Source organism: Serratia sp. AS12 (assembly GCF_000214195.1).
Taxonomy (GTDB): Bacteria; Pseudomonadota; Gammaproteobacteria; order Enterobacterales; family Enterobacteriaceae; genus Serratia; species Serratia plymuthica.
In genome coordinates this window covers 1,506,657-1,522,547 of record NC_015566.1, presented here as the reverse complement: position 1 = coordinate 1,522,547, position 15,891 = coordinate 1,506,657, and the positions used below count along the sequence as shown (strand labels likewise).

The following is a 15,891-nucleotide window of genomic DNA, read 5'->3' as shown; positions in this document are numbered from 1 at the left end:
GGCACAGTTATGAACGAAATGTGACAGTGGGCGGCAGGTTAGCATTTGGCAACACTTTCGCGAGGATTGCCGCAGTTTAATCACTCTCCCGCCTGGCTGCCGGCTAGCGGGCGTCCCGTTGCAGCATCAGAAACATCAACGCCAGCGCGTTAGGCAGCATATACAGCAGTGCGCCCAACTGCACCGCCAGCGGGTTGTCCCTGGCCTGCCAGGCCATAAACCAGTCGCCAGCCACCACCATAAAACCGAGGCCCCACACCGCGATCGCGCAAAGCGCGCCCAGCATAGCCCAGGCTTTGCCTTTGGCAAACGCCGCATAAGGGTGGCCCAGATGTTTCACCATCAACACAATGCCAAAGGTTGCCGTTATGCCGGCCAGGGATTCCAGCAGGGTAATAAGCGCCAACCCGACTATTCCGGCCCAGGGTACGGTAACGGCGCGCCACATCAGCCCAGGCACCTGATAGGTATCCTGCATACTGAGCAGCGGCGCTACGGCATGCCGGGCGGTACTGGCAAAATCCGCCGTATTGTTCAACAGGCTGAAGATGCCCCACAGGGCCGGGAACAGCGACAGGACGATGCAAGACAGGCGTGACACCGTGATTTCGTTCATAATTATCCTTAATTATTCTATGCGTATACCCGATTCCCCGAGATGACTGCGGTTTACAGTCGGTAACGTCCTGGAGTATCTTGACGAATATATTGTAAGAACTAATCTTACAACAGTAGACACCCTTGACGGAGGCTCACAATGGGCAGAACACTAACGGTAGATCTGGGTGAAGAGCTGCGTAGTTTTGTCGAAGACCTGGTAGCCAGCGGCGACTACCGCACCCCCAGCGAAGTCATCCGCGAATCGGTACGTACCCTGCGTGAACGTACGGCAGCATCGAAGCTGGAAGAGCTACGCCGCTTGATCGCCGAAGGTGAAAATAGCGGTGATGCCGTAGAATGGGATCGTGATGTGTTCATGGAAAGAATACGGAGCAAAGTAAAAGGATGCACAGAAAAATAACCGTCCACCCAAAAGCGCTGGATGATATGGAAGGTATTTATTTCTATGGTTTGGAACGGTATGGATTACAGGCCGCCGAAGACTATCTGAGCCATATTCATAAGATGTTTGATAATCTTGGCCATTTTCAGCTTGGCAGACACATGGCCTCGATTGCACAAGACCTATGCGCTCTGCCAGTCGCTGAACACATCATTTATTTTCGTCAAGACATCCATTGGGTAAGAATCATCAGGATATTGCATCACTCCCGAGACCCAACCAGTACGCAATTTATTGAATAGCCCATTATTTATATCGCCACCAGCCCGCGCACCCCGTCCTGCTCCATCGCGCTGCCAGCACCGCGCTGTATGATGCTGCCGCGCGACATCACCAGATAGCTGTCCGCCAGCTCGGCGGCGAAGTCATAGAATTGCTCCACCAGCAGGATCGCCATGTCGCCACGCGCCGCCAGCTGTTTGATCACTGCACCGATCTCTTTGATCACCGAAGGCTGGATCCCCTCCGTCGGCTCATCGAGGATCAACAACTGCGGCCGGCAGGCCAATGCGCGGCCAATCGCCAATTGCTGTTGCTGCCCGCCGGAGAGATCGCCGCCGCGCCGATCCTTCATCTGCCGCAGTACCGGGAACAGCTCATAGATATTCTCCGGCACGCTGCGTGCTTCGGCGCCGGAAAAGCGCGCCAATCCCATCCGCAGATTTTCCTCTACGGTCAGGCGTGGAAAGATCTCCCGCCCCTGCGGCACATAGGCCATGCCCGCCTGCACCCGCTGATGCGGTTTTCTGCCGTTGATCACGCTGCCCTGCCAATGAATGGTCCCGCTCTTGGCCGGGATCAGCCCCATCAGGCATTTCAGCAGCGTGGTCTTGCCCACGCCGTTGCGCCCCAGCAGGCAGGTCACCTCGCCGATATTGGCCTCAAACGACAGGCCGCGCAGAATGTGGCTGCCACCGTAGTACTGATTCAGTTCGTTGACTTGCAACATAGCGACTCCTCAGCGTCCCAGATACACGTCGATCACCTGCTCATTGGCCTGCACCTGCGCCAGTGAACCTTCCGCCAGCACCTGGCCCTGATGCAGCACGGTGACGTGGTCGGCGATGGTTTCGACAAACCCCATGTCGTGCTCCACCACCATCAGCGAATGCTTGCCCGCCAGCGAGCGAAACAGCTCGGCGGTGTACTCGGTTTCTGCATCGGTCATGCCGGCCGCCGGCTCGTCGAGCAGCAGCAGATGCGGCTCCTGTACCAGCAGCATGCCGATCTCGAGAAACTGCTTCTGCCCATGGGACAGCAGCCCGGCAGGCCGGTACCGTTCGTGGCTCAGCCGCAGGGTTTGCAGCATTTCATCGATGCGATCGCGCTGTTCGCTGCTCAGCCTGGCGCGCAGGCAGGCCCACACCGACTTCTGGGTTTTCTGCGCGATCTCCAGGTTCTCGAACACCGTCAACGCTTCGAACACCGTCGGTTTCTGGAACTTGCGGCCAATGCCGGCCTGGGCTATCTGCATCGGATCCAGCACGGTCAGATCAACGGTTTGATCGTAAAACACGCTGCCGCTGTCCGGCCGGGTTTTGCCGGTGATCACATCCATCAAAGTGGTTTTGCCCGCGCCATTGGGCCCGATCACGCAGCGCAGCTCACCCACGCCGATCTGCAGTGAAAGATCGCTCAGCGCACGAAAGCCGTCGAAGCTGACGTTGATGTTATCGAGCACCAGCACCGGGTCGGTTTGTTGGCGGTGCTTGTCGGCAGGCAGCGGCTGGGTAAACAGATCGTCGGTCATTTGCAGCGAATTCATTGCGGTTTCCCCTTGCGCAGCAGGCCGATAACCCCTTTCGGCAGGAACAGCGTGACGATGATAAACATCAGGCCAAGGAAGAATTGCCAGTATTCCGGGATCGCCACGGTGAACCAGCTCTTGGCGCCGTTGACGATACCGGCCCCGAGCAGCGGGCCCACCAGCGTGCCCCGGCCGCCCAGCGCCACCCAGATAGCGGCCTCGATCGAGTTGGTCGGCGACATCTCGCCCGGGTTGATAATGCCCACCTGCGGCACATACAGCGCCCCGGCCAGCCCGCACAACACCGCCGACAGTGTCCAGACAAACAGCTTAAAGCCTTTGGGATCGTAACCGCAGAACGTCAGGCGGTTTTCCGCATCGCGCACGGCGGTCAGCACCCGACCGAACTTGCTGCGCGCCAGGGCGAAGCCGATAGCCAGGCTGGCGGCCAGCAGCAGCACCGTCGCCAGAAACAGCGCCACCCGCGTGCCGGTGGCGGTAATCGGGAACCCCAAGAGCGTGGTGAAACCGGTGAAGCCGTTGTTGCCGCCAAAGCCGGTTTCGTTGCGGAAGAACAGCAGCATTCCGGCGTAGGTCAGCGCCTGGGTCATGATCGAGAAATAGACGCCCTTGATTTTTGAACGGAAGGCGAAGTAGCCAAAGACAAAGGCCAGCACGCCGGGCACCAATATCATCAGACACAGCGCCCAGGCGAAATGCTGGGTGCCGCTCCAGAACCAGGGCAGCTCGCTCCACGACAGAAATGACATAAACGCCGGCAGGCCATCTCCTGCCGCCTGACGCATCAGATACATGCCCATCGCATAGCCGCCGAGAGCGAAAAACAGCCCATGCCCCAGCGACAACAACCCGGCATAGCCCCACACCAAATCAAGCGCTACCGCCACCACGGCATAGCACAGGATTTTTCCCGCCAGCGTCAGGGTATAGGTGGAGATCGCCAACGGATGGTCCGCCGGCAACAGTGCGAGAAACGGCATGATTAGCAGCGCCAGCAACGCCAGCCCGCCGATGCCCAGCGCCAGCCGGGGTGCCTTCTGCACGCCGGTGAGAGTTAATGGTTGGCTCATCAGTCGATCACCCTGCCCTTGAAGGCGAACAGCCCCTGAGGACGTTTTTGAATAAACAGAACAATCAGCGCCAGGATCAGGATTTTACCCAGTACGGCGCCAATCTGCGGTTCAAGAATTTTGTTGACGATGCCGAGGCCAAAGGCCGCCACCACGGTGCCGGCCAGTTGCCCCACGCCGCCGAGCACCACCACCAGGAACGAGTCGATGATATAGCCCTGGCCCAGCTCCGGCCCCACATTGCCCAGTTGCGACAGCGCCACGCCGCCCAGCCCGGCGATGCCGGATCCCAGGCCGAACGCCAGCATGTCGACACGCCCGGTGGGCACGCCGCAGCAGGCGGCCATCGCACGGTTCTGCGTCACGGCGCGCACGTTCATGCCAAGCCGGGTTTTGTTCAGCAGCAACCAGGTGAGCGCCAGCACCAGCACCACAAACACGATCACCGCGATGCGGTTCCACGGCAGCACCAGGTTAGGCAGCAGTTGAATGCCGCCCGACAGCCAGGCCGGGTTGGCGACCTCCAGGTTTTGCGCGCCGAACAGCACCCTCACCCCCTGGATCAGCACCAGGCTGATGCCCCAGGTCGCCAGCAGGGTTTCCAGCGGCCGGCCGTACAGGTGACGGATCACCGTACGCTCCAGCGTCATGCCGATGCAGGCGGTAATGGCGAACGCCACCGGCAGCGCCACCAGCGGATACAACGCCAACCACTGCGGCGCAAACTGTTGAAACAGCCCCTGAACCAGGTAGGCCGAGTAGGCGCCCAGCATCAGCATTTCGCCGTGCGCCATGTTAATCACCCCCAGCAGCCCATAAGTAATCGCCAACCCGAGCGCCGCCAGCAGCAGGATCGAGCCGAGCGAAAGCCCGGTAAACGCCTGGCCGATCAGATCGCCAATCATCAGCCGGTGTTTCACGCTGGTCAGGCTTTTCAAGGCTTCGGCACGCACTGCGGCGTCCGGTTCGTGGGCGGCGTCGGTCAATGCCTGTAATCTTGGCTGCGTCTCCGGCGCACCCGAACTGCCCAGCAGCCGCACGGCGTTGAGTCGCACCTGCGGATTGGCGTCGGTTAATTGCAGATTCGCCAGCGCGATGCCCAGCGCATCATGCACCCGGACGTTTTTTTCCTGCGCCAGCCGCTGGGTCAGCAGCGGCAACTGATCGCTTTGCGCCTCGCGTTGCAGGGCCTGCGCCGCCTGTAAACGCACCTCAGGATCGTCGCTGACCAGCCGATGCGCCGACAGTGCGTTGGCGATCAGAATGCGCAGCCGGTTGTTCAACCACACTTTTTTCGGCGTGCCGACCGGCGGGGCAACGCCATTCAGCGGGCGATAAGCTTCTCCCTGCTGGATAAAGGCATGTTTGGCCTCGTCGATCACCACGTTTTCCTGCTTCAGCCCCTGCAATAACGGCAGGCGCGCAGCGTCCGGCGCGGTCGCCCACGCCTGCAACAACTTGGCCTGCTGCGTGCGGTTGGCCGCAGCAAAGTCATCGGCCGGCCCCGCCTGCGCAAACATCGGCAGGCAGCACAGCAACCAAAACCAGGAGCGGAAATGGAACAAGAATGGGGATTGCATCAGCTGCCTCCTCTGTAGGGGCCGGGTATGCCCGGCCCCTACCGTTACGACGGGCGCAGCCTGCGGCGCCCCTACGGGAATGACGACGGTTATTTGCCGCCTTTTACCGGGTGATCCGGCTTTTTGTCGTTGCCGGCGATGAACGGGCTCCACGGCTGTGCGCGCACCGGGGCGTCGGTCTGCCACACCACGTTGAACTGGCCGTTGCCTTCAATCTCACCGATCATCACCGGTTTGTGCAGGTGGTGGTTGGTGGCGTCCATGGTCAGGGTGAAGCCTGACGGCGCGACAAAGGTCTGCCCTGCCATCGCCGCACGTACCTTGTCGACGTCGGTGGTGCCGGCTTTCTCAACCGCCTGTGCCCACATATGGATGCCGACATAGGTGGCTTCCATCGGGTCGTTGGTTACGGCAGTGGCGTAGTTCGGCAGGTTGTGTGCCTTGGCGTAGGTTTTCCATTCGCTGACGAACTGCTTGTTGGTCGGGTTATCCACCGACTCGAAGTAGTTCCAGGCCGCCAGGTTGCCCACCAGCGGTTTGGTGTCGATGCCGCGCAGTTCTTCTTCACCCACCGAGAAGGCGATCACCGGCACGTCGGTCGCCTTGATGCCCTGATTGGCCAGCTCTTTGTAGAAGGGTACGTTGGAGTCGCCGTTGATGGTGGAGATCACCGCAGTTTTGCCGCCGGCGGAGAATTTCTTGATGTTGGCGACGATGGTCTGATAATCGCTGTAGCCGAACGGCGTATAGACCTCTTCGATGTCCTTGTCCTGGATCCCTTTGGTGTGCAGGAAGGCGCGCAGGATCTTGTTGGTGGTGCGCGGATACACATAGTCGGTACCCAGCAGGAAGAAGCGCTTGGCCGAGCCGCCGTCTTCGCTCAGCAGGTATTCCACCGCCGGGATCGCCTGCTGGTTAGGAGCCGCCCCCGTGTAGAACACGTTTGGCGACATCTCTTCCCCTTCGTATTGCACCGGGTAGAACAGCAACCCGTTCAGCTCTTCAAACACCGGCAACACCGATTTGCGCGAGACCGACGTCCAGCAACCGAACACTGCCGCCACTTTGTCCTGGGTCAGCAACTGGCGCGCCTTTTCGGCGAACAGCGGCCAGTTGGAGGCGGGATCCACCACCACCGGCTCGAGTTTTTTACCCAGCACGCCGCCCTTGGCGTTGATGTCATCGATGGTCATCAGCGCCACGTCCTTCAGCGGCGTTTCAGAGATCGCCATGGTGCCTGACAGCGAGCTCAGGATGCCGATTTTAATGGTATCGGCCGCCTGCGCGCTCCAGGTCATGCCCATGCCGATCACGGTGGCGGACAACGCAAAAGCTTTTATAAAGTGACGACGTTGCATAATTAAAACTCCTGATGTGTGTTGGAAAACAGGTTCAGAAAAATTCACGCAGGGCTGTCCGGGGTATGAAGACGGGCCTGGTGCAACATATGCAGGGTTATTTTCCGTACTTCCGCCTTACTGACGGCAATGTGGTTGCTGAGCAGCGTTTGCGCCTCCTCGGTCTGGTGTTGCAAGATCGCCCGCAGAATGGCGGCGTGTTCGTTGTAGGTGGCCTCGACCCGGGTTCCCTGGGTGAAGTCCAGCCGGCGAATGATGCGGATCTTCTCGGTCAGGTCGCGATGAATTCGCGCCATTTCCCCGTTGCCCGCCGCCTCCACCAGCGTCATATGGAACTGCTCGTCGTGCAGCGAGACGGTTTTGCCGTCCTCCAGCCGCGGTTCGTCGATCCAGAAGCCGTTGAGCGCCGCCAGTGGCGGCGGCACCTCTCCCGCCGGGCGCGCGCACAGCCGTTTGACCGCTTCGCACTCCAGCACGATGCGCAGATCGTAGAGTTGCTCGAAGTAGTCGAAATCGAAGGGGCGCACTTGCCAGCCGCTGCGAAAATGCACTTCGACGTAGCCCTCGCGCTCCAGCCAGAACAGCGCCTGACGTACCGGCGTACGGCTGACGTCCATGCGCAACGCCACTTCGTTTTCGCTGAAGCGATCGCCCGGCAGCAGATGAAAATCAAAGATGTCATCCTTGAGCTGGAGGTAGATACGCTCCGCCAGCCCCTCGGGCCGCGCCTTGCTGCGGTTATTGGTGATTTGCATAGTGTTCCTCTTGCCGGGCGCAGCATGCGGCGCCCCTGCGTTAAATGCTGAAACAGGCAGAACCCACGATGCTCAGCTGGCGTGTTCCAGCCACAGCAAAGCGTCGCCTGGCCCCACCGGCCGCCCTTGCTGGCAACCGATGCGTTTGATGATCCCGGCGCGCGGCGCGGTGACCGCCAGTTCCATTTTCATCGCCTCGACCACAATCAGCGGTTGGCCGGCTTCCACCGCCTGCCCCGGTTCCACCAGGATCTTCCACACGTTGCCGTTCAGATCGGCGCTGACCAGATAGCCGTCGACCTCTTCCTCATCATTCTGCGGCGGCAGCAATTGCGCCTCGGCCTCGCTCTCTTGCGCCTGCCAGAGCGTCACTTCATGGCTGAATGCCTGCTGCTGGCGCTGCTGGAATGCGGCAATGTCTTCGGCGTTGTCCGCCAGGAAACGGGTGTACTCGGCAAAGTCGAATTCGCTGTTTTCGATGCGGACCTGTGCGCGCCCTTCACGGAATGCCTCGCGCTGCTCATCCAGTTCCTGCTCGCTGACCGGGTAAAAACGCACCTGATCGAAGAAGTGCAGCAACCAGGGTTCTCCGGCGTTGAACTGCGGGTTTTTGAGGAATTTGTTCCAGATCGGCAGCGTGCGCCCGACCAACTGATAGCCGCCCGGCGAGTCCATGCCATAAATGCACATGTACATGCCGCCGATACCGACCGTGCCTTCGGCGGTGTGGGTGCGCGCCGGGTTGTATTTGGAGCTGAGCAGCCGGTGGCGCGGATCAATCGGCACCGCGCACGGCGCGCCGAGATAGACATCGCCCAACCCGAGGATCAAATAGCTGGCGTCGAAGATAATGTCGCGCACCTGTTCGCGGTGGCTGAGGCCATTGATGCGCTGGATAAAATCGACGTTGTTCGGCAGCCAGGGCGCAGAGCTGCGTACCGTTTGGCTATAGCGTTCCACGGCGCCCAGGGTGGCGGAGTCTTCAAACGCCATCGGCAGATAAACCGTGCGCGTCGGCACCTTCAGGCGGCTGACGTCGCCCAGTGCCTGTTCACGCGCCAGCAGGCGCTGGAGCAAATCGGCCTGGCCGATAGTGCGGCTGTCGTAACGGATCTGCAGCGAACGCACGCCCGGAGCCAGTTCCTCAACGCCGGGGATCGCGCCCTGTTTGAGCGATTGCATCAGCAGATGAATACGCAGACGCAACGCCAGATCGAGCAGGTTGTCGCCGTACTCCATCAAAATGTAGCCGTCCCCGGCCTGGCGATAGACCACCGAGGGGCGGCCGTCTCCGGCCGGCAACGCGGCGACGATAGCCGCAGAAGCCGTGGCGCCCGGCGTCAGATCCGGCGTCGGCAGGGTTATCGCCTTCACCGCCGCCAACGCTTCGATACTGCCAAGCTGCGCCTGCTCCAGCGATTGCGCCTGTTTGAAACCGATAGGATGGAAGCGAATGCGGTCGCCCGGCTTCACCTGGCCCACCTTCCACAGTTCGGCTTTGGCGATGGTCACCGGGCAGACAAAACCGCCGAGGCTCGGCCCGTCACGGGTGAGGATCACCGGGAAATCGCCGGTGAAATTAATCGAGCCGATGGCGTACTCGCAGTCATGTACGTTAGAAGGATGCAGCCCGGCTTCACCGCCGTCCTGCCGCGCCCAGCCGGGTTTCGGCCCCGACAGGCGCACGCCCAGCCGATTGGAGTTGTAGTGCACCTGCCATTCGGCGGCAAAGAAGGTGTCGATCGACTCCGGGGTAAAGAAGTCCGGCGCGCCGTGCGGGCCATAAAGCACGCCGATGTTCCACAGGCTGCCGTATTGCGGGATCAGGCTGTCGTCCATCGCCTGCGGCGCCGCGATGGGCGCCGGGGTGGTGCTGGTAGCCAGCGCAGGCTGGGATACCGCCAGCATATCGGCAACCCGCAGGGTGCGCCCGGCGTGGCCGCCAAACTGCCCAAGGGCGAAGGTCGAGCGGCTGCCCAAATACACCGGCACGTCGAACCCATTACGCACCGCCAGATAAGTGCGGCAACCGTGCACGGCGCGGCCTAAGGTCAGTACCTGCCCGGCCCGAACCGCAACCGGCTGCCAGTAGGCTACCGCTTCCCCATCCAGGTTCGCCGGGCAGTCGGCGCCGGTCAGGGCGATGGTCGCGTCGCAGTGGAAGCGCAAGGTCGGCCCCTGCAAAGTAAACTCCAGCCCGGCGGCGCTCGGGTGATTGCCGACAATGCGGTTGGCCAGCCGGAAAGCGAAATCGTCCATCGGCCCGGAAGGCGGCACGCCGATATCCCAATAGCCAAGACGGCCCGGATAATCCTGCACGCTGCTGTAGGTGCCCGGTTGCAGCACTTCAATGCTGCTGGGCTGGAAACGGAAGCTGTCCAGCATGCGGGTCCAGACTTCGCCGCTCTGGAATTGCGCCGTGGCGATCACCTGGCGCAGGTAATCGAGGTTGGTGGCGATGCCGTGCAAACGGGTAGCGCCGAGCACCGCGCGCATTTTCTCCAGCGCCTGTTGGCGATCTTCGCCGTGGACGATCAGTTTGGCGATCATCGGGTCGTAAAATGCCGACACTTCACTGCCGGTCGCCACCCAGCCGTCGACGCGCACGTTATCCGGGAAATGTACCTCGGTCAGCACGCCGGGGCTGGGCTGGAAGTTTTTCAGCGGATCTTCGGCATAGATGCGCACCTCGATCGAGGCCCCCTGCGGTGCGCGTTGCAGCGCCGCCCAGTCCAACGCATCGCCCGCCGCCACCTGCAACATGCACTCGATCAGATCCAGCCCGGTCACCATTTCGGTCACCGGATGTTCCACCTGCAAGCGAGTGTTTACCTCGAGGAAATAGAACTCGTCGCGCGCGCCGTCGTAGATAAACTCCACGGTGCCGGCGCTGCGGTAATTCACCGATTCACCCAGCGCTACCGCCGCCTGATGCAGCGCCTGACGGGTCGCCGCCGGCAGGTTCGGTGCCGGGGTTTCTTCCACCACCTTCTGGTTACGGCGCTGCAACGAGCAATCGCGTTCGCCAAGCGCCACCACCCGGCCCTGACCATCGCCAAAGATTTGTACTTCCACATGGCGCGCCTGATCGACAAAACGCTCGATAAAAGCCCCGGAGTCGCGGAAGAACTGCTCACCCAGCCGCTTTACGCTGTCGTAAGCTTCGCGCAGCGCCGTTTCGTCGTCACAGCGCGTCAGACCAATGCCGCCACCGCCGGCGGTGCTTTTCAACATGACCGGGTAGCCAATCCGCGCGGCGGCAGTGACCGCTTCCTCAATGCTGTCCAGCAGGCCGGTGCCCGGCGTCATCGGCACCTGCGCTACCGCCGCCAGTTCACGTGCCCGGTGCTTCAGGCCGAACTCACGGATCTGCGCCGCCGTCGGCCCGATAAAGGCGATGCCCGTCGCTTCGCACGCATCGGCGAATTCGGCGCTCTCGGAGAGAAAACCGTAGCCGGGATAGATCGCCTGCGCGCCGGTTTCCACTGCGGCGGCGAGGATTTTATCAATGCACAGGTAGCTGTCGGCGGCCTTTTCGCCGCCGAGCGCCACCGCCAGATCAGCCTCGGTGACATGTGGCGCATTGCGGTCGGCATCGGAATAGACCGCCACGCTGGTCACCCCCAGACGTTTCAGAGTACGGATCGCGCGGCAGGCAATTTCGCCGCGGTTGGCTATCAATACAGTGGTAAACATTATGCAATCCTCATTGAACGATACCCAATAGCTTTCAGGCTGTGGCCAGGCGGCAAGCAGATACATCCCCAGGAGCTTATGACTGGGGTGAGTCAACGCTGCCAACAACGCCAGGGTCGGAAAGATGACGGGTATAGTTGCGCCAGCCGCCAAATTCAGTGATATCCAATGCGCCTTCCAGCGCCCAGGGTTCGCAGATAAAACCTTTTACCCGGCGGCCATCCGCCAGCAGCAGCGTGCCGATGCCCAGCGGCGCCGGGATCTCCGCGACAAATTCGCCGAAACGCGCCAGCGGGATATCCCACAGCTCAACGCTGATGGCGGCCCCCTGCCCGGTTTTGACCAGCCCAGGTTTGGGCGGCTGAGTATTGGCCAGGGCATATAGCCGGTAGCACGGCGCGGTGGCGGTTTGCTCCACCCATATCGCATCGCGCTGGGTAAGCTGGGCGTTCAGCGGCATACCGCTGAGGTGAGCGCCCACCACCGCCACCCGCACATGTTCCACCGATGGCGTCAGCGGCGCCGGCGGCGGCAGCGCGCGACCGGTGGCGCCAAGCGGCAGGTTCTGAGCCTTTTGCCAGCGCAGGCCGAAGGCCGCCAACGCACGATCGTGCCAGGCAGGCGCGATCAGCGTGATGCCGGCAGGCAGGCCGTCGTCGCGCATCGGTGCAGGCAAGGCCAGCGCGCTCAGATCGGCCAGGTTGGTAAAGTTGGTGTAGGTACCGAATTGCGAATTGAACAACACCGGCTCCTGCTCCATTTCCGTCAACGTACGCAGCGTCGGCGAAGTCGGCACCACCAGCGCGTCGTACTGCGCCAGTTGTTGGCCAATTTCCCGCGCCAGCTCGGCACGCAGGTATTCCGCCTTATAGGCGTCGCAGGCGCTGTATTTAAGGCCGTTATTGAGGATGCCGCGCACCACCGGGTTGATGGCCTGAGGATCGCTGTTCAGCATCGCCTCGACCGCTACGGTGCGCTCCGCGACCCAGGGGCCGTAATAGAGCTGCTCGGCCAGTTGGTGAAAGGGGGTGAAATCGATGGGTTCAAGCGCTACGCCGCAGCGTTGCAACTGCGCCAGCGCCCGTTGAAACGCCTGCTCGGCCTGCGTGTCGCCGAAAAACTCGGGCTGCGCGGGGACCGCAAAACGCGGCGCTGCGGGCAAATCCGCCGGGGCGGTGCGGGGGTTGATGCGCGAATAGGCGTCGGCCGCGTCATAACCGCCGGCCATCTCGGCCACCAGGGCGGCATCCGCCACCGTCAGGGCAAATACCGAGACGGTGTCATTCAGGCGGCACGCGGGCACCACGCCACGGTTCGACAGCCAGCCTTTGGTCGGTTTCAGACCGACGATATTGTTGAACCCCGCCGGAACGCGCCCGGAACCTGCGGTATCCGTACCCAGCGAGAACGGCGTCAGGCCGCGCGCCACCACCGAGGCCGAACCGGAACTGGAGCCGCCGCTGACGTAGCGGCTGTCAAAGCTGTTGACCACCGCACCGTGCGGTGAGCGGGTGCCGACCAGGCCGGTGGCGAACTGATCGAGGTTGGTTTTACCGATAACGATGGCGCCGGCGATGCGCAGATTGGCGACGACCCTGGCATCCTCTGCGGCCCGATAGGTGAATTCCGGACAAGCGGCGCTGGTCGGCCAGCCACCGACGTCGATATTGTCTTTAACCGCAAAGGGCACGCCGAACAGCGGCAGGCGGCTGATATCCCCGGCAACCGCGTCCAGTTGCCGCGCCAGCTGTTGGTATTGCGCTTCAAGCTGCGCGGCAGTGGCAAGGTAAAGCCAGGCGTTGTCGTCCAGGCTCAGGCCCGACGTCAGCGCCTCCAGCGTGGCGCGCACGCAGGCCATGCGCTCACCGGCCGGCCAGGTGTGATAATGGTGCTGCCATTCACTGAGGGTGAAACCGCGTTGTTTAACTGGCTGGGTCATCGTCTGAATTCCATCTGGTACACAAGATGGGATTCAATAGAGCAACCGGCGTGCCAATTTTTAATCCACTGATTTCAATAAATTATAATTAAAACTTATGACGGGAGAGTAAAAAACCTGCACCAGCGGCGCGCAATCATCGGACAAAAAAGGTGCAAAAAAAAGCGCCGTCTTGCGACGGCGCCTGATGATTTTTCCTGCGGTTTACTCGCCGCGAATGCGTTGCGCCAACCCTTTGAGGAAATAACGCAGCATCTGATCGCCGCACGGGCGGAAGTTTTTAGTGCCTTCTTTACGGAACAGCGCGCTCAGCTCCGGCTTGGAGATGCGGAACTCCACGGCGGTGAAGATCTGGTGCATGTCGGTGTCTTTCAGTTCGAACGCCACGCGCAGCTTTTTCAACACCAGATTATTGGTGATCGGCAACTCCACTTCCGGTGCCGGGAACTTGTCGTCCTTGCCGCGCTTGAGGAACACCAGGCCGTTCAGGAAGTGCGCCATCACTTCGTCCGGGCAGTTTTCGAAACCCGGCTCGCCTTCTTTGATGACGTAAGCGCGCATCGCAGAGACCTCAACGTCGAAATTATCCAGCTTGATAATCTCGGTCATTTTGGCGTCGTTAAGACTCAGCATGTAGCGCACGCTGCGCAGCACATCGTTGTTGATCATGGAGTTAAATTGCCTTTAGCTTGTAAACCGGGGAGGTGCGCATTTGATATATACCCTATGGCTTTCAAGTTGCAGCTAGGCGCCCAGCTCGCTCATCCCAGACGCTTACTCAGGTAAGTCACTGGGGTGAGCGAGTGCAGGTAACAACGCTGCGGCTTGAAAGACGACGGGTATGGCCGCACACCTTGAATATGTGCGGCAGTATAGGGATCGCCAAGGGGTTTCTCAATCGATTTGGCTTTTTTGCTGATACAGCGGGATGTCTTCGCCAATAATGTATTTGTTGCGCAGGAGCGACGACACCTTATCCATCACCATCACTACCACCACCAGGATCAGGGTGATGAACATCACCACGTCCCAGTTCCACAGCCGCATGTTCTCCGCATAGACCAGGCCGATGCCACCGGCGCCGACGAAGCCCAGCACCGCCGCAGAGCGGGTGTTGGATTCAATCTGGTACAGGCTTAGCGCCAGGAAGGTGGGAAACGACTGGGTGAAAATACCGTAACGGTGCTTCTGCAAACCGTTGGCACCCACTGCCGTCAAGCCGCGGCTGGGGGATTTATCCACCGCTTCGTGCCCTTCGGCATACAGCTTGCCGAGCAGCCCGACGTCCTGCATCACAATCGCCAGTACCCCAGCCAACGGCCCCATGCCGACGGCGCGCACGAAGATCAGCCCCCAGATCGCCATATCGATGCCGCGTAAGATATCCAGCAACCGCCGCACCGCCACCGAGATCGGCCGCAGCAGCGGCGTCGACATCACGTTGCGCGCGGCAAAGAACGACAGCGGCAAGGCGATAAGCGAAGCGGTGATGGTGCCGGCAAACACGATGCCGATGGTGATGAAGATCTGCTGGAAGTAATACATAAACGGCCAGTTGACGAAATCGTGCCAGACGAACATGCGCACAAAGTAACGGCCCAGTTGCTGGCAGCCGTTAACGAACTGCGGCCAGGAGATGCCGAAGAACTGGAAGAAGAACAGATAATACAGCGCGATCGCCACGGCGATAATACCGAGGGTACGCAGATAGCGGCGCTGCTGCGAGAATATTTCCGGGTGCTGCTGTTTGAGCATTTGCAGCTCTTGTGCCGAGAGCGTTGGTGCGGTGATCATTTTTTCCCCTCCACGACCCGTTTGCGCAGTTCGCCGGAGGTGTAATCCAGCAGCGAGACCACCAGGATAATCAGCAACAGCGTCATGCTGACCTGATCGTAGCGATCGAGCTTGATATTGGTCATCAGCTCCTGGCCGATGCCGCCCGCCCCCACCAGCCCAAGAATGGTCGACTGACGGAAGTTGATTTCCAGCCGCATAAAGCTGTACGACAGAAACACTGGCTTCACCTGGGGCCACAGACCGAAACGCATGCGTTGCAACGGCGTCGCGCCGCAGGCTGCCAGCCCGCGCACCGGCTTGTTGGACGCGGTTTCGATCGACTCATAAAACAATTTTGTCAGGCTGCCGATGGTGTGCAGCGCCAGCGCCAAAAAGCCGGGGATGGCGCCAATGCCGAATGCCATCACGAACATCACCGCCCACGCCAGCTCGGGCATAGTGCGCAAAAATGCCACCAACGTGCGGATCGCCAGGCGCAGCGACGCCGGGCTGTGGGTGTTGTTAGCCGCCAAAAACGCCAGCCCCCCCGCCACCAGCACCGAAAGAAGGGTCGCCGCCAGCGCCAGTTGCAGCGTTTCCCAGATCAGCGGCAGCTGAATGTTGAGCCGATAACCCCAGTAGGCCAATGAGCCTTCGGTATGGCCATCGGCGAACAGCAGCTTCCAGTGCAGCGTCGGGACGGTTTCCGCCAGGTAATCGAAGAAGTGGGGAATGGACACCCACACGGTATGCAGGTTGAACTCGGCGATGTTGCCGGCGCCCAGGTAGAGCACCACCAGACCGAGCGACCAGAACAGCGTCTCGCGCTTTTGCTTGCTGCGGATCTGTTGGTAGTAGTGCGCAAAATCTGTATTCAAAATAGGTT

Annotated in this window: 14 protein-coding genes; 2 read left to right on the top strand and 12 right to left on the bottom strand. The window is 60.9% G+C overall.

Translation table 11 applies throughout. From position 1 onward, the window contains the following. Window positions 1–103: 103 nt before the first annotated feature. Window positions 104–616 carry a DUF2165 family protein gene (locus SERAS12_RS07120; protein ID WP_013812065.1) on the bottom strand — a complete coding sequence of 171 codons (513 nt, stop codon included), beginning with the start codon at window positions 614–616 and terminating at the stop codon, window positions 104–106. 141 nt (window positions 617–757) lie between these two features. On the opposite strand from SERAS12_RS07120, the gene SERAS12_RS07115 reads away from it, so the two are divergent. Both SERAS12_RS07115 and SERAS12_RS07110 read left to right on the top strand, forming a co-directional pair. Further along, window positions 758–1,021: a type II toxin-antitoxin system ParD family antitoxin gene (locus SERAS12_RS07115; RefSeq protein WP_013812064.1), complete on the top strand. Its 264-nt coding sequence runs from the start codon at window positions 758–760 to the stop codon at window positions 1,019–1,021. Continuing rightward, window positions 1,006–1,305: a type II toxin-antitoxin system RelE/ParE family toxin gene (locus tag SERAS12_RS07110; RefSeq protein WP_013812063.1), complete on the top strand. Its 300-nt coding sequence runs from the start codon at window positions 1,006–1,008 to the stop codon at window positions 1,303–1,305. Before SERAS12_RS07115 ends, SERAS12_RS07110 begins: the two co-directional genes overlap by 16 nt. Window positions 1,306–1,313: 8 nt before the next feature. Here the strand turns inward: SERAS12_RS07110 and urtE are convergent, their stop codons facing one another. The 11 genes from urtE to phnE (SERAS12_RS07055) all read right to left on the bottom strand — a co-directional run bounded on the left by urtE (window position 1,314) and on the right by phnE (SERAS12_RS07055) (window position 15,883). Then, the gene (urtE, locus tag SERAS12_RS07105) at window positions 1,314–2,012 is read right to left on the bottom strand and encodes an urea ABC transporter ATP-binding subunit UrtE (RefSeq protein WP_013812062.1); all 699 of its coding nucleotides are present in this window, start codon (window positions 2,010–2,012) and stop codon (window positions 1,314–1,316) included. Window positions 2,013–2,021: 9 nt separating this feature from the next. Further along, window positions 2,022–2,828 carry an urea ABC transporter ATP-binding protein UrtD gene (gene urtD, locus SERAS12_RS07100; RefSeq protein WP_013812061.1) on the bottom strand — a complete coding sequence of 269 codons (807 nt, stop codon included), beginning with the start codon at window positions 2,826–2,828 and terminating at the stop codon, window positions 2,022–2,024. After that, entirely contained in the window at window positions 2,825–3,901 is a 1,077-nt protein-coding gene (urtC, locus tag SERAS12_RS07095) for an urea ABC transporter permease subunit UrtC (protein WP_013812060.1), read from the bottom strand. The genes urtD and urtC overlap by 4 nt, the downstream gene beginning before the upstream one ends. Next, entirely contained in the window at window positions 3,901–5,481 is a 1,581-nt protein-coding gene (urtB, locus tag SERAS12_RS07090) for an urea ABC transporter permease subunit UrtB (protein WP_013812059.1), read from the bottom strand. The genes urtC and urtB overlap by 1 nt, the downstream gene beginning before the upstream one ends. 89 nt (window positions 5,482–5,570) lie before the next feature. After that, window positions 5,571–6,839 carry an urea ABC transporter substrate-binding protein gene (gene urtA / locus SERAS12_RS07085; protein ID WP_013812058.1) on the bottom strand — a complete coding sequence of 423 codons (1,269 nt, stop codon included), beginning with the start codon at window positions 6,837–6,839 and terminating at the stop codon, window positions 5,571–5,573. A 44-nt stretch (window positions 6,840–6,883) separates the two neighbouring features. After that, entirely contained in the window at window positions 6,884–7,594 is a 711-nt protein-coding gene (locus SERAS12_RS07080) for a GntR family transcriptional regulator (protein ID WP_013812057.1), read from the bottom strand. Between the two features lie 72 nt (window positions 7,595–7,666). Beyond that, window positions 7,667–11,290 carry an urea carboxylase gene (uca, locus tag SERAS12_RS07075; RefSeq protein WP_013812056.1) on the bottom strand — a complete coding sequence of 1,208 codons (3,624 nt, stop codon included), beginning with the start codon at window positions 11,288–11,290 and terminating at the stop codon, window positions 7,667–7,669. Between the two features lie 76 nt (window positions 11,291–11,366). Beyond that, window positions 11,367–13,229 (bottom strand): allophanate hydrolase, encoded by a 1,863-nt coding sequence (atzF, locus tag SERAS12_RS07070; RefSeq protein ID WP_013812055.1) that lies wholly within the window; start codon window positions 13,227–13,229, stop codon window positions 11,367–11,369. A gap of 204 nt (window positions 13,230–13,433) precedes the next feature. Beyond that, window positions 13,434–13,898, bottom strand: coding sequence for a DUF1456 family protein (locus tag SERAS12_RS07065; protein ID WP_006324267.1), 465 nt, complete (start codon window positions 13,896–13,898; stop codon window positions 13,434–13,436). A gap of 225 nt (window positions 13,899–14,123) precedes the next feature. Next, window positions 14,124–15,023, bottom strand: coding sequence for a phosphonate ABC transporter, permease protein PhnE (gene phnE, locus SERAS12_RS07060; RefSeq protein WP_013812054.1), 900 nt, complete (start codon window positions 15,021–15,023; stop codon window positions 14,124–14,126). Continuing rightward, window positions 15,020–15,883 (bottom strand): phosphonate ABC transporter, permease protein PhnE, encoded by an 864-nt coding sequence (phnE, locus tag SERAS12_RS07055; RefSeq protein ID WP_006324265.1) that lies wholly within the window; start codon window positions 15,881–15,883, stop codon window positions 15,020–15,022. Before phnE (SERAS12_RS07055) ends, phnE (SERAS12_RS07060) begins: the two co-directional genes overlap by 4 nt. Window positions 15,884–15,891 lie beyond the last annotated feature (8 nt).

Excerpts from the sequence above, each read along its gene's own strand:
- SERAS12_RS07120 (WP_013812065.1), bottom strand. The coding sequence starts at position 616 with ATGAACGAAATCACGGTGTCACGCCTGTCTTGCATCGTCCTGTCGCTG.
- SERAS12_RS07115 (WP_013812064.1), top strand. The coding sequence starts at position 758 with ATGGGCAGAACACTAACGGTAGATCTGGGTGAAGAGCTGCGTAGTTTT.
- SERAS12_RS07110 (WP_013812063.1), top strand. The coding sequence starts at position 1,006 with ATGCACAGAAAAATAACCGTCCACCCAAAAGCGCTGGATGATATGGAA.
- urtE (WP_013812062.1), bottom strand. The coding sequence starts at position 2,012 with ATGTTGCAAGTCAACGAACTGAATCAGTACTACGGTGGCAGCCACATT.
- urtD (WP_013812061.1), bottom strand. The coding sequence starts at position 2,828 with ATGAATTCGCTGCAAATGACCGACGATCTGTTTACCCAGCCGCTGCCT.
- urtC (WP_013812060.1), bottom strand. The coding sequence starts at position 3,901 with ATGAGCCAACCATTAACTCTCACCGGCGTGCAGAAGGCACCCCGGCTG.
- urtB (WP_013812059.1), bottom strand. The coding sequence starts at position 5,481 with ATGCAATCCCCATTCTTGTTCCATTTCCGCTCCTGGTTTTGGTTGCTG.
- urtA (WP_013812058.1), bottom strand. The coding sequence starts at position 6,839 with ATGCAACGTCGTCACTTTATAAAAGCTTTTGCGTTGTCCGCCACCGTG.
- SERAS12_RS07080 (WP_013812057.1), bottom strand. The coding sequence starts at position 7,594 with ATGCAAATCACCAATAACCGCAGCAAGGCGCGGCCCGAGGGGCTGGCG.
- uca (WP_013812056.1), bottom strand. The coding sequence starts at position 11,290 with ATGTTTACCACTGTATTGATAGCCAACCGCGGCGAAATTGCCTGCCGC.
- atzF (WP_013812055.1), bottom strand. The coding sequence starts at position 13,229 with ATGACCCAGCCAGTTAAACAACGCGGTTTCACCCTCAGTGAATGGCAG.
- SERAS12_RS07065 (WP_006324267.1), bottom strand. The coding sequence starts at position 13,898 with ATGATCAACAACGATGTGCTGCGCAGCGTGCGCTACATGCTGAGTCTT.
- phnE (WP_013812054.1), bottom strand. The coding sequence starts at position 15,023 with ATGATCACCGCACCAACGCTCTCGGCACAAGAGCTGCAAATGCTCAAA.